A 13,103-nucleotide genomic window follows, 5' to 3' on the forward strand; every position below is an offset into this window, starting at 1 on the left:
CGGTTCCTGTACCGACCCCCGCCACGGTTACCCCTGCGGTGCCCAAGCCTGCTGCGCCGAAACCTGTTGCGCCCAAGCCCACCGCCTCCAAGCCCACTGCACCCAAGCCCGCAGTGCCGACTCCCGGTGCACCCTCCCCCGGTATGTTCCGCAAGTCCACGCTGACCTACCGTCCGCCGCGCATCGAAGAGTACCTGGAGGGTCTGCGTGCCCGCCAGCAGGCAGCCGAAGAAGCCGCGGAAGCCGCGCAGTCGGTAGCGGCTACCGAGCAGGCACCTGTTGACGAGTTGCCCGTGCTCAGCCAGTCGTTGCCGAGCGCGACCGCAGTCAAGCCGACCGCTCCAAAGCCTGCCGCGCCGAAACCCGGTGCACCGATGCCTGCCGCGTCCACCCCGAGCGCGCCCGCAGCAGAACCGGTAGCCGCCGCACCTCGCGCCATTACCGCCGAGGACCGCGAACGCAGCTACCGCCTGCGCCCGAGCCTGCGCGCCCGCCTCGAACGCGAAAACATCAGCGAAGAACTCGTGCTCACCATTCTGCGCGAAGGCGACGCGGAACGCATCAACGACTGGACCATTCGCTTCACGCACGACGACTACCGCGTTGACGTGAACACCGCCTCCGCGGAAGTCATCACCGTCATTGACGAATACGACGCCGACTACAACGAAGCGGCACAGGCCTCCCTGGCTCAGGGCGAATACACCTCGCTCAACGCCCTGGAACTCGAATTCAGCGAGCGCGCCCGCACCTTCTTGAAGAAGAACCCGCCGTTCGTTTTCGATCTGATGCTTCAGGCGCTGAGCAGCCCCGAGAGCGTGCGTATGGCTGAAGGTTGGACCCGCATCTACGCGGCGCAGGGTCTGGAGATCGCAATCTCGCCCGATGAGCGGACCGTTCAGGCGCTGGCGAAGACCCCGGATTTCCATGTTTTGCACGCGGAGAACCTGCGCAAGGCGCAGTTGGAAGAGCTCAGTAATACCCTGGCGAAGCAGGCAGAAAATAAGGTAGCCCCGGCAGAAAACACCACCGAGGAGGAGAAATAATGTCCGCTAAGCAGATTACCGTTCCTCTTGAGGTGTACGTTCGCCTGCAGGAGCTTGCCTCCCTCGCCGCCTATAGCTACCGCGATGAGCAGGGCTCCGAAGAGAGCACAGCTCACGATAAGCCGTGGGATTTGCTTTCCAAGGACGGCGCCTCCCTGCTCGATGAGAACGGCGCGCTCAAGCCCGAAGCGGCAGAGCTCTACTTCACCCTCCTACCGCTCATTGCCCAGGAATTCGTGGAGCAGCAGCAGGCACTCGTGGACGCATACCGTCAGGCGCCCAAGCCCGCCGCCGCACGCGCCAAAATCCGCCCCTCCAACCAGCGCCTCATTCCGCTGACCGAGGTGCCGCTGGAGAACCAGCGTATTGCCGCGCGCATCGAGAAGGAATTCTACGGTGACGTGCCGCCGCGCCGCCGCATCTACGGTGTGCTCCCCGGCGTGATGGATTACATGATGCGCCACGGGCTCACCTACGAGCTGCTTCTGGACATCATCGAATCCCCCGCAAGCACGGTGGTTCAAGAAAGCGCGCAAGAGAACCGCTACGGCCGCGAAGTCACCCTCTACACGCACGAAGAGGAAGGCTACCAGGTGGTGCTCAACCCCCTGACCGCCGAAGTGCTCGCGCTACGCCCGCTGCAGGCTCTCGCCGGAGGCTACCAGCTCTCCCCCGAGGCTCAGGCACAGCTCAAGTCGCTCGGACTGACCGGCGAGTACATCGCCCGCATCCTCGATGAGGCCGAGGACCGCCGCCCGATTCCCGGCAGTAGCCGCACCGTGTACTCGCTCAACGGCTACCAGGTGGAGTTCTCGCACTCCGACCAGCAGGTGATTCGTATTAGTCGCGGCACCGCGCCCAGCCGTAACCCCTTCGAGTCGCAGCCGAGGATGAGCGGCACGAAGAGGCAGCGCGGCCGTAAGATCCCGCACGATGTGGACGCGTTCGTGCAGCTGTTGCAGGAGCACGGCTTCACCATCACCATGGGCGGTAAGCACTACGATATTCGCCACGAGAAGCTGGCTCCGGGTCAGAAGGCGGTCACCTCCGTGACCCCCTCGGATTCGCAGCGCTGGCACCTGAACTCGGCACGCCAGATCCGCAATACTTTCGGTATCGACCTGCGCTACGCCGATCCGCGTGATAGCGTGCGCGGTATTGTGCGCGGCCCCGGAGGAAGCGTCCAGAATGCCGATAACCACAGCGCAGAAAAGCAGGACGCCGAGAAGACTGCAGAGAAGGAATCAGAGTAGGTCTTCGTCACCGTTAAAGCGCACCCGCGCGCCGGTTCTTTATACTGCCCCCAGCATGTCTTTGCATCTGGGGGCAGTATTCATTGGCGCTGATATCCCGCATTGTCAGGGCAATACGGGGTAGACTGGGGGCAATACAGACATGCTATTCAGCATAAAAATTAATATGCGTTCCCGTGATATGCGTGACGGTAGGGTTAGGGATGCACCACAAAGTACGGTGAATAACAGCCCCTACCTCTACAATAGAAACGCATCACTACAGAAGAAGGAGAACGCATGGGCGTAACGATTAAGGTCACTGACGAAGCAGGCGAAAACTACGACATTCAGTGGGAAGACCACCACACCCTCCTGGAAGCCCTCCAGGCTAACGGCGTGCCGGTCCTCGCAACCTGCGGCGGTAACGCATCCTGCGCTACCTGCCACGGCTTCATCGACCCCGAGCACTTCGCAGCTTCCGGTGAACGCACCGAAGCTGAGCAGGATCTGCTCGACATGGTTGACGATGTTGCTAACGAGTACTCCCGCCTGTGCTGCCAGGTCGAGTACGCCCCCGGTATGGACGGAGCAGAAATCCAAATGCAGGCGGCGATGTAATCATGTTTAAATCGGCTCAGGTACTCGCATCAACCACCCTCCTCTGTTGCGTGCTCGCGCTCAGTGGATGCGGCGCGTCCCAGGCCGGTCAGGAAGCTGAAGGCACCTCGGCACAGCCGAGTGCTTCAGCTTCGGTCAAGCCCGGTACGATTCGAGTAGCCTCCGACGGGGCTACCCCTTCGGTGAGCCCGGGCTCCATTACCGTGGTGAACTCCCCCGATGCGGAGCACCACGACTCTTCCTCTGAGCACTCCGAGTCTTCTTCCCACACCGAGACTCACGAGTCGAAGCAGAACTCTGACTCTCATTCTTCTGAGTCCTCCCGCGAGGGTTCAGATCAGAACAAGTCAGACGACTCTGCAGATTCTCAGCAGGATTCCCAGAAGAACTCAAACTCGTCTTCGCAGTCGGGTTCCAACTCTTCGGGTAGCTCCTCGAACTCCTCCGGTTCTTCGGGCTCGTCGAATTCTTCCAATTCCTCGAACTCCTCAGAAAACTCCTCTAGCTCCTCCAGCAGCACTGTTGCTGAGGGCCCGACCCAGTGCGATCTGGATGACCTAAACATTTCGGTTGCCGTGGGAGAAGGATCCCCCGGCGCCCGAAACTACACCCTGTACTTCCAGAACTCCTCGGACTCTTCCTGCACCCTGCGCGGCTACCCTCGCGTGGTGCATGCGGGTCCTTCGGGAACCTGGGTTGGTCGTGAGGCTTCCGCCTCTGCCGAGTACATGAACTCTGCGGGCGTGACCCTTAACCCCGGCGATAGCACCACCGCGGTACTGCGTTCGGTGTATCCGGCACGCTTCGGCGATGATTGCGGTAGCCGCCCGGTTCAGGGCTTCCTGGTGGGTCTTCCCTCAGGTTCCGGTGGCGTGATTGTTCCACTGGATACGACCGCTTGTTCCTCGTCTGTTCCGCAGCTGTCGGTGGGTCAGTTTGGTGCCCGCTAAAGCGGCGTTGCAGATGTGAATACGCAGATATGAATACTCTGGCGCCTCTTGTGCACATATAGTTCACTTGTGCACAAATAGTTCAAGGGCGGTTCCCCGCGATGGGGAACCGCCCTTGAACTATTTTTAAACCTAGGGTTTAGCTATACCGTATCCGCATGCCCTTAGAGGGAGCGGGTGATGTCCTCGTAGCTGAAGCGTGCACCGCGCGGGTACTCGGGAGCCTCGCCGTGGCCGAGGTTGACGACCAGGAAGGGGATCTCTGCGTTGTCCGCGAAGAATTCCTTCTTGATGCCGGCGAAGTCTGCGCCGGTCATGGGGCCAGCGTCCAGGCCGAGGGCACGGATTGCGGTGATGAAGTAGCCTGCCTGCAGGTGAGCGCTCAGCTCACCTGCGGGGGTGGCAAGCTCCTCGGTGGTGAAGAAGCCCTTGATGAAGTCGGCAGCGTAGGGGTTGAAGGTGTCAACGTGCTCTGCCCAGTTCGCGTCTGCGGAGAGAACCGCGGTCACCGGTGCCGCCTGGGTCTTTTCCTTGTTACCGTCTGCCATGTGTGCGACGAGGCGCTCGCGTGCCTCCGGGCTCTTGACCCAGGTGATGCGCAGGGGCTGGCTGTTGAAGGCGGTGGGGCCGTAGAAGGTCAGTTCCTGGATGCGACGCAGCTGCTCGTCAGTGACGGGCTCCTCGGTGAAGGAGGAGACGGTGCGCGGCTCGTGGAAGAGGTTGATGAGCTGTTCTTCGGTCAGGCGGGTCATGGTGAGGCTCCTTTGGGTTGTTCTCTCAGTCAATTACTTTACAAGTAAAATATTACATGCTCTGTAGAAGCTTTGTCAAGCACATCTTCCTCCCCAATCCCCAATAATTCAAGAGACGCACACCATAAACCTCGCCATAATAGATACATGATCGACGCACTCTCCCACTTCTCCACCCCCGTACGCGACTGGTTCCGCGCCACCTTCAGCGCACCCACCGCCGCCCAAGAAGGCGCCTGGGAGAGCATCCGCAACGGCAACAACACCCTCATCATCGCCCCCACCGGCTCCGGCAAAACCCTCGCCGCCTTCCTCTGGGCACTCGACGCCCTACACCGCGAACACGAAGCCGGAACCGCAGGTGGCACGCGCATCCTCTACATCTCGCCCCTCAAAGCGCTCGGCGCCGACGTCGAACGCAACCTGCGCGCGCCGCTAACCGGAATCACGCGCCTGAGCGGAAACACCACGGGCAAACCGAGCATCAGCGTGGGAGTGCGCAGCGGCGACACCCCCGCACGCGAACGCCGCCAACTCATCAGCAACCCGCCCGACATTCTCATCACCACCCCCGAATCCCTCTACCTCATGCTCACCAGCGCCGCCCGCAACACCCTCGCGGGCGTGACCACCGTGATCGTGGACGAGATCCACAACCTCGCCGCCACCAAACGCGGCGCACATCTGGCGGTCTCCCTCGAACGCCTCGACGCGCTCCTCGAAAAGCCCGCACAGCGCATTGGCCTCTCGGCAACCGTCGAAAACCCGGAGGCGGTCGCCCGGTTCCTCGGCGGCATTCAGCCGGTGACCATCATGAGCCGCCCGGTCGCCAAAGAATGGGACCTGCGCCTGAGCGTTCCCGTACCCGATATGGCGGCACTCGGAGGTACCAACGACTACGGGCAAGGGCTTTACGCACCCTCGGAATATGTGTCCTCGGAGGTGCCGGGCAGCGGGGGCTCGGTTTCTGCCGGCTCACCGCGGGGCGCGACACAGCCTGCCCCCAGTGCCGTAAATACCCCGGCGAGCGCACCCTACACCCTCGAAGATGCCATTGGCGTATTCCCCGGGCAGGAAGACGGACAGGAAACCGGGCAGGTAGACCCGGCGCGACAGGGCAATAGCGCCGCACCCAAAAATACGCTCACCATCCCGGAAGAGGTCTTGCGAGAAGGAACGCTACGCGAAGGGGCACTGCACGAAAAGGCGTTGCGAGAAACCCCTGATAGCGAGCGCCCCGAGACCTCCATCTGGCCGCGCGTGCAGGAGCGCATCGTCGACCATATTGAGAACAATCGTTCTACGATTGTTTTCGTGAACTCGCGCGGACTAGCGGAAAAGCTCACCGCGGCGCTCAACGATATTCACCTGCGCCGCGTCCTCGCAAAGCAGGGAATCGACCCCGAAGACTACGCGGCAGGCATCAGCGACATCGCCGAGGTGCCGCCGCTCGCCCGCGCACACCACGGCTCCGTGTCCAAGGAACAGCGCACCCTCATCGAGGAGGCGCTCAAGGGCGGAACCCTGCGCTGCGTGGTCGCCACCAGTTCCCTGGAGCTGGGCATCGACATGGGCCACGTGGACCTCGTGATCCAGGTGGCTGCCCCTCCCTCGGTCGCCTCCGCGCTGCAGCGCGTGGGTCGTGCAGGACACCGCGTGGGCGAAATTTCGCGCGGATTCTTCTACCCCAAGCACCGCGGTGACCTGCTCGGTGCGACCGTCACCCTCGCCGGAATGCGCAGCGGAACCCTCGAACCGCTTGCCATCCCCACCAACCCGCTAGACGTGCTCGCGCAGCAGACCGTCGCCGCCTGCGCATTGGGCCCCATCAGCGTGGACTCCTGGTACGAGGCGCTACGCCGCAGCGCACCCTACGCCGAGCTGCCGCGCGCCCTCTTCGACTCCGTGCTCGAAATGCTCGCCGGACGCTACCCCTCCGACGAGTTCGCCGAACTGCGCCCGCGCATCATCTGGGATCGCACCCCCACCGAGGAGGCGCCCTCCGGCAGTATTGAGGGCCGCCCCGGTGCGCAGCGCCTCGCCGTCACCAGCGGCGGCACGATTCCCGACCGCGGGCTCTTCCCCGTCTACCTGGTCAGCGGCGATGAGGAGCGCGGACCCAAGCGCGTGGGTGAGCTTGATGAGGAAATGGTGTACGAATCCCGCGCCGGCGAGGTCATTACCCTCGGCGCGAGCAGCTGGCGCATTGAAGAAATCACCCACGACGCAGTGCGGGTCTCCCCCGCCCCCGGTCAGCCCGCGCGCCTGCCCTTCTGGCACGGCGACCGCATGGGCCGTCCCTACGCCCTGGGCGTGCAGACGGGCGCATTCACGCGCGCCCTCTCCAGCCTGGACGCCACCGATAGCACCGCCGCCCGCCAGCAGCTCGAACAGCTCGGGCTGGACACCTGGGCGGTCGATAACCTGCTCGCCTACCTGCGTGAGCAGCGCGAATCCACCGGGGCGGTCCCCTCCGACACCCGCATGATTGTGGAGCGGCACCGCGACGAGCTGGGCGATTGGCGCGTGGTCCTGCACTCGCCGCTGGGCTACGGGGTGCACGCACCCTGGGCGCTGGCAGTGCGCGCCCGCATCGAGGAGCGGTACGGGGTGGACGCCTCCGTCATGGCGAGTGATGACGGCCTGATTCTGCGTCTGCCCGCCATGGAGGATGTGCCGCCCGGCGCTGACCTGTTCCTTTTCGACCCGGACGAGCTGGAGGCGATTGTCACCGAACGCGTGGGCGATTCGGCGCTTTTTGCGTCTCGGTTCCGTGAGAACGCGGCGCGTGCCCTGCTGTTGCCGCGCCGTGATCCGGGTAAGCGCACCCCACTGTGGCAGCAGCGTCAGCGTGCGGCGCAGCTGCTGGATGTGGCGCGTAAGTACCCTGATTTTCCGGTGCTTTTGGAGACGGCGCGCGAGTGCCTGCAGGACGTATACGATGTTCCGGCGCTGGTTCAGGTGCACCGTTCGTTGCAGTCTCGCACGGTGTCCCTGCTGGAGGTTGAGACGAACGAACCTTCGCCTTTTGCGAGCACTCTGCTCTTTGAGTACGTTGCCGAGCACCTCTACGACGGAGATGCGCCCGCCGCCGAACGCCGTGCCGCCGCGCTGTCGCTGGATCCGGCGCTACTGGCCGAGTTGCTGGGTTCGAGCGGTCTGCGCGAGCTGCTGGATCCGGCGGTTCTGGTGCAGACTCAGCAGCGTCTGCAGCGCACGGGTGAGCGGTACCGTGCCTCCGGCGTGGAGGGCGTGGCGGATCTGTTGCGCCAGCTGGGCCCGTTGAGCGCGCGGGAGTTGAGTCTGCGTTTGCGGGCTGACAGCCTGCAGGCTGCGGCGCACGGTTCTCAAGATTTCGGCGCGGGAGATTTTAGCAGCGCCGAAAACTCTGACAACGAGGACTCTGACAACCACGGCGAGGAGTACGGCACGCACGCCAGCACGGCTGAGGCACACGCCCTGGCGGAGGAGCTGGTGCGTTCGCGCCGCGCGTTCTCATTCCTGGGAGCTGCCGATGATTCCGCCGAGCCGCAGCTGTACTATGCGGCGGTTGAGGATGCCGCGCGCCTGCGCGATGGGCTGGGCATTATGCCCGCCGCGGCGCTTCCGGCTGCCCTTCTGGAGCCGGTCGCGGAGCCCCTAGAGGACCTGGTTTCTCGCTATGCGCGCACCCATATTCCCTTTACGGCGCAGCAGGCGGCGGAGCATTTTTCGCGTCTGACCCCGGTGGGTGTGGGCGTGCTGACTCCGGTGTTGCAGCGTCTTCAGCAGCAGCGCCGCTTGAGCTCCGGCGAGTTCCTACCCGAGGTGCTGCGCGCCTCCGGCACGGTCGGTGTTGAGTGGGTGGATGCGCAGGTTTTGCGCACAATTCGCGCCCGCTCTCTGGCGGCGTTGCGGGAGGAGATTGAGCCGGTATCGGCGCAGGCCTACGGTGTTTTCCTGCCTTCGTGGCAGAACGTTCGTTCTTTATCTGTGCGGGTTGCGCAGACCCTGCCGGAGGCGAGCGCCTACGGTGCGTTCATACCCTCCCGCCGCGCCGCCACGGTGGTGGGCGAGCGGGTGGCACCCCTCGGCACGGCTACACCCAACCCAATGACTGAGAACGGCGCCGCAAACGGTACCGACAGTACGGGCCAAGACTCCGCCTCCGCCACGGAGGATCTGCTTACCGCCATCGACCAGCTGGCGGGTGTGCGCGTACCGGCTTCCGCGCTGGAGACGCTGATTCTTCCGGCGCGCGTGCCCGGCTACCAGCCTCACATGCTGGACGAGCTCATGGCGAGCGGCAGGGTATTCTTCACCGGCGCCGGTCAGCTCGGCGGCGGTAGCGCGCAGAAGTCTGACGGCTGGATTCGCCTGCATTTGAGCGAGAGTTCTTCGCTGACTCTGGGTGAGGACTACCCGGAGCAGCTGGTGCGCGCGGAGAACCCGGAGCTCTGGGAGGCGCTACAGAATCCGGGTACACTCGAGCACGCCATCTATGAGGCGCTGGCTCACGGCGGCCTGTTCGTGCCGGCGCTGCGTGAGCGAGTGGCGCAGCTGATGAGCGAGTCGGCGCCTTCCGGTCAGGTGGTGACTTTCCCGGATGCGTCGCACGTTTCGGCGGCGCTGTGGCGCCTGGTGTGGGCTGGTGCGGTGACGAACGATAGTTTCGCACCTGTCCGGGCGATGCTTGCCGGTGTCCGCAGTGCGCATCCGACCCCGACCGCCCCTGCGCGCCTGTCGCGGGTGGGTCGCCGCGGGGCGGGCCGTATTGCGGCGGCGCGCGCCTCCATGGGGGCCGGCATGGCGGGTGGTTACAGTGCTGACAGCTACAGTGCTGACGGTTATAGTTCCAGCGGCTACTCTGCGCCTGCCGCCGGACGCGGTCTGCGTTCCCTGCGTGGCAATTCCCTCCGTGGCGGGCTCCCCGCCGCCACCGTTGCGCCGCAGGATAGCGGCCGCTTCTCGCGCGTGGACACGCTGCTACAGGAGCCGGTGGAGGCGACGGTTGCGGCTCTCGCACACGCCGACCTGCTGCTGGACCGCTACGGTGTGCTGACTCGCGGGTGCCTGCAGGTGGAGGATTATGCCGGCGGGTTCTCTCAGCTGTACCGGATTTATTCGGCGGCTGAGGATCGTGCGCTGGTGCGTCGCGGCTACTTTATTGAGGGTTTGGGTGCGGCGCAGTTCGCCGCCCCCGCAACGGTGGACCTGTTGCGTTCTACCGCTGATAACCTCAGTATTCCCGCAGGTCCACAGAGTTTTGGTGCGACACAGAGTTTTGGTGCGAGCGCCTACGCCCCGCAGCGTACCGATACGGAACAGGTCTACGGCACGTTCATGGTGACCCTATTGGCTGCAACCGACCCGGCGAATCCGTACGGCGCGGCGCTGAGCTGGCCCGCGATTCCCTCCTTTGCGGGCGAGGGTGCGGGAGTGGTCAAGCACCGCCCGGCGCGCAAGGCGGGTGCCTGCGTGGTGCTGGTGGACGGTGCCCCGGTGCTCTATGTGGAGCGCGGTGCGAAGACCCTGCTGGCTTTCACCACCGACCCGGTACTTCTGGAGGCGGCTGCCCCCGCCCTGGCGCGCCTGGTGTCTGCCGGTGGTGCGGAGAAGATTTCGGTGGAGAAGGTCAACGACGTGGAGCTTTTGGGCGCTCACACGCTGGGCGCATCCACGCTGGACACCTTCGGCGGCGAGGCTGTGGAGCATCCGGTGGAGGCGCTGCGTGCCGCACTGCAGGCGCAGGGTTTCTACGCGACGGTTCGTGGTCTGTCGTTGCGCCGTTCCATTTAGGCAGAGTAGAACCTCTTAGAGCAGACAGAACCTCTTAGAGCAGGCAGAGCCTCAAGCTTAGCCTCAGCTTAGATCATTTTCTTCAACCTCAACCTGAGCATCATAATGCCCCGCACCCTCACGGAAGGGGGTACGGGGCATTATGTTTCCCTACTCACGAACCGGGTGGTATTCCCGGAGTCCGCCACGTCGCAAGCGGCGCGGCGGAGGAATAACCGCCCGGATGTCCACGTCGCCTTTGCCGTGGAGCATGTAACCAAACATCGGAGCGGGAAGTCCTACGTTGACCTGTCACCTCTGAGGGCGGCTAGTAGCCGCCGGTGAGGGTGTCCACGGCACCGAGGCACAGGTCGATGGCTTCTTCGAGCCCGAGCCCGCGGGAGCGAACGGTGCGCTGATCGCGGGGGTTGAGCTGCACGACGTGCAGGGCGAAGTAGTCGACGAGCTGCAACCAGCCTCCGAGGATGACGCGGGTGCGGTCATTAATCGGCATGCCGGTGCGTTGAAGCATCCATTCGAGGTAGTCGGTGGGGTTATTCGGGAAGTCTTCCCCACCGGGGGTGGGGACACCGGCTACGACGAGGAAGTAGGTGCGCAACGCCCTGCGGAGTGCCTCCTCGGGGTTTTCGTGATGCTCGCCGAGCGCTTCGAGGACTGCGTTGGCTTCGCGCCGGGTGACGGCTGCCGCCAGGGAGTCCTTGCCGGGGAAGTAGTGGTAGAGCAGGGCGCGGGTGATGCCTGCATCGCGGGCGATAGCGCTCATGGAGGCGCCGAGTACGCCGCGTCGAGCGAAATGTTCTGCAGCAATTTTCAGAATTTGCTCTTCGCGTTCGTGCGGTTCCATGCGCAGGGCACCGGTGCGAGGCTCTGCATTCTTTGGTGAATGTTCCATAACCTCTCCTGCTTTATTTTCCGGTGTTTTAGAATTGTCCGATTGCATCGCTGTCATCGGGGCTGTTCCTTTAATCTCTGCATCCTTGCGCTGTTTCTGTCCCATTTCGACCCCTTCGTCCGGCATTTCGAACTTCTGTGTCTTAATCGTACCGCTTTAAGGCGGTTTCCAGCCTTTATTAAGGTGTTTATGACGTAAGATGCCCAGGTTAGCAGGTCTTTAATTGCTTTACATCTTTTATACTTAGAAAAACCACAGGAGCTAAATTGAGGGTTATTAGTTTCTGGTTTGACAGAATTTTCGAAAATACCGCACTCAAACGCTGTTTTTTGTAAAATTAATGCAGTTTTTTTAAATTAAATGTCCAATAATTTCAAAAATTTGTGAAGTTTTCGTTTTTTGTTCCACGTATTCACACAAACATTCATGAGTGTCAGACAAAACTGCATTTCGCAACCCCACACCCAAACCCACGGTAATATTTCCACCCGCGTGCAGCTTAGTCTGGCGCGCCCGGGTCGTCGCCGAGTCAGTCCCTCCCAAAAGGTAGAGTAGAGCCATGCCCGCACAGAACACTCCCGCGCAAAACACCGCCTACACTCACAACACAGCCCCTACGCAGCCTGCCGCTACACACCAGGCGAAGCCGGCACGCCGCACGCATCGCCGCCTGCTGACCCCTCCGCTGGCTCAGAAGAACGGTATCGACCCGATTCAGCTGATCCTGCCGCTACTGGAGGAGCTGCCCGCCGAGCTCACCCCGAACAGCGCCGCCCCGGCAACCATTGCGGATTATCTGATTGCGCGTTTCTACCCGAACGACCCGCAGATTATTCACGCCCGCTTCGACACCGGCGAGGTGCGCCTGGATGACGGCACGATTCTGACCAGCGATAGCCCCTACATGCCGGGCGAGCGCATCTGGTACTTCCGTGAGCTTGCCGATGAGCCGCAGCTGCCCTCCGATATGCCGGTGCTCTACGAGGATGAGCACGTGCTGGCGATTGATAAGCCGCATTTTCTGCCGACCACCCCGCGCGGCTCCTATATTGCGCAGACCGCGCTGACCAAGCTGCGGGTGCGTGAGCAGAACCCGCTGCTGATCCCGATTCACCGCCTGGATCGCCCGACCGCGGGCGTGCTGCTTTTTGCGAAGACGGTTCAGGCGCGCCGCCCCTTCCAGATGATGTTTCAGCACCGTCAGGTGTCGAAGACCTACCGTGCCGTGGCGCCGGTTCCCGCCGATGTTGCCGCCTCCGAGCAGGCGTTGAGTGCTAAGGGTCTGCAGGTGCGTTCGCATATTCAGAAGATTCGTGATCAGCTGCAGGTTCAGCAGCTGTCTGAGGCAGAGTGCGCGGCGGCCGGTGTGGAGCCGAATACGCTGACGACCGTGAAGATTCTGCGGACTTTCACCCCGAGTGCGCGGGCGGTTGAGGGATGGCGCACCGAGCCTACACTGAACGAAAAACGAGAATGGGCGCTCTATGATTTGGCGCCTCACACCGGCAAGACGCACCAGCTGCGGGCGCACCTGAACCTTTTGGGCTCCCCCATTCTGGGCGATGTACTCTACCCGCGGGTGCTGCCTGACGCCCCAGACCGCCCGGAGTACCCGCTACAGCTGCTGGCGTACAGCCTGCACTTTGAGCACCCCATCACCGGCGAGCGGGTGGACCTGTACAGCGGGCGTTCGCTGACTGCCGCCGCCTAACCGGTTTTTGAGTGGCGTTCACCCCGTTCCCTGCGGTGCATCTTGTTGGCGGGCTCTCGAAGAGGGATCACACCCGAGAGCCCGCCCACAGCATCCGGGCGCTCAGAGGGCAAAAAGTGGG

Annotated in this window: 7 protein-coding genes and 1 pseudogene; 6 read left to right on the forward strand and 2 right to left on the reverse strand. The window is 63.1% G+C overall.

What is annotated here, in order from left to right; all coding sequences use genetic code 11:
- The 4 genes and pseudogenes from Q0216_RS03805 to Q0216_RS03820 all read left to right on the forward strand — a co-directional run.
- Positions 1 to 1,046 (forward strand): annotated as a pseudogene (locus Q0216_RS03805) (DNA repair protein); the annotation flags it as partial.
- Complete coding sequence (locus Q0216_RS03810; protein ID WP_298593055.1) at positions 1,046 to 2,299, forward strand: cell wall biosynthesis glycosyltransferase; 1,254 nt, start codon at positions 1,046 to 1,048, stop codon at positions 2,297 to 2,299. The pseudogene Q0216_RS03805 and the gene Q0216_RS03810, both read left to right, overlap by 1 nt.
- A 279-nt stretch (positions 2,300 to 2,578) precedes the next feature.
- Positions 2,579 to 2,899 (forward strand): 2Fe-2S iron-sulfur cluster-binding protein, encoded by a 321-nt coding sequence (locus Q0216_RS03815; protein ID WP_298593057.1) that lies wholly within the window; start codon positions 2,579 to 2,581, stop codon positions 2,897 to 2,899.
- 2 nt (positions 2,900 to 2,901) lie between these two features.
- Positions 2,902 to 3,849 carry a DUF4232 domain-containing protein gene (locus Q0216_RS03820; RefSeq protein ID WP_298593058.1) on the forward strand — a complete coding sequence of 316 codons (948 nt, stop codon included), beginning with the start codon at positions 2,902 to 2,904 and terminating at the stop codon, positions 3,847 to 3,849.
- Between the two features lie 164 nt (positions 3,850 to 4,013).
- Here Q0216_RS03820 and Q0216_RS03825 read toward each other — a convergent pair whose 3' ends face one another.
- On the reverse strand, positions 4,014 to 4,601 hold the full coding sequence (locus tag Q0216_RS03825) for a malonic semialdehyde reductase (RefSeq protein WP_298593060.1): 588 nt from the start codon (positions 4,599 to 4,601) through the stop codon (positions 4,014 to 4,016).
- 147 nt (positions 4,602 to 4,748) lie between these two features.
- Here Q0216_RS03825 and Q0216_RS03830 point away from each other — a divergent pair, with 147 nt between their 5' ends.
- The gene (locus Q0216_RS03830; protein WP_298593062.1) at positions 4,749 to 10,379 is read left to right on the forward strand and encodes a DEAD/DEAH box helicase; all 5,631 of its coding nucleotides are present in this window, start codon (positions 4,749 to 4,751) and stop codon (positions 10,377 to 10,379) included.
- A gap of 307 nt (positions 10,380 to 10,686) precedes the next feature.
- Here Q0216_RS03830 and Q0216_RS03835 read toward each other — a convergent pair whose 3' ends face one another.
- Entirely contained in the window at positions 10,687 to 11,271 is a 585-nt protein-coding gene (locus tag Q0216_RS03835; protein ID WP_298593064.1) for a TetR/AcrR family transcriptional regulator, read from the reverse strand.
- A gap of 559 nt (positions 11,272 to 11,830) precedes the next feature.
- On the opposite strand from Q0216_RS03835, the gene Q0216_RS03840 reads away from it, so the two are divergent.
- Positions 11,831 to 12,982: a pseudouridine synthase gene (locus Q0216_RS03840; RefSeq protein ID WP_298593066.1), complete on the forward strand. Its 1,152-nt coding sequence runs from the start codon at positions 11,831 to 11,833 to the stop codon at positions 12,980 to 12,982.
- Positions 12,983 to 13,103: the final 121 nt, after the last annotated feature.

Source organism: uncultured Rothia sp. (genome assembly GCF_937976295.1).
Taxonomy (GTDB): domain Bacteria; phylum Actinomycetota; class Actinomycetes; order Actinomycetales; family Micrococcaceae; genus Rothia.

What these genes read in the sequence shown, in the direction of transcription:
- Q0216_RS03810 (WP_298593055.1), top strand. Translation starts at nt 1,046, where the DNA reads ATGTCCGCTAAGCAGATTACCGTTCCTCTTGAGGTGTACGTTCGCCTG.
- Q0216_RS03840 (WP_298593066.1), top strand. Translation starts at nt 11,831, where the DNA reads ATGCCCGCACAGAACACTCCCGCGCAAAACACCGCCTACACTCACAAC.
- Q0216_RS03830 (WP_298593062.1), top strand. Translation starts at nt 4,749, where the DNA reads ATGATCGACGCACTCTCCCACTTCTCCACCCCCGTACGCGACTGGTTC.
- Q0216_RS03815 (WP_298593057.1), top strand. Translation starts at nt 2,579, where the DNA reads ATGGGCGTAACGATTAAGGTCACTGACGAAGCAGGCGAAAACTACGAC.
- Q0216_RS03835 (WP_298593064.1), bottom strand. Translation starts at nt 11,271, where the DNA reads ATGGAACATTCACCAAAGAATGCAGAGCCTCGCACCGGTGCCCTGCGC.
- Q0216_RS03820 (WP_298593058.1), top strand. Translation starts at nt 2,902, where the DNA reads ATGTTTAAATCGGCTCAGGTACTCGCATCAACCACCCTCCTCTGTTGC.
- Q0216_RS03825 (WP_298593060.1), bottom strand. Translation starts at nt 4,601, where the DNA reads ATGACCCGCCTGACCGAAGAACAGCTCATCAACCTCTTCCACGAGCCG.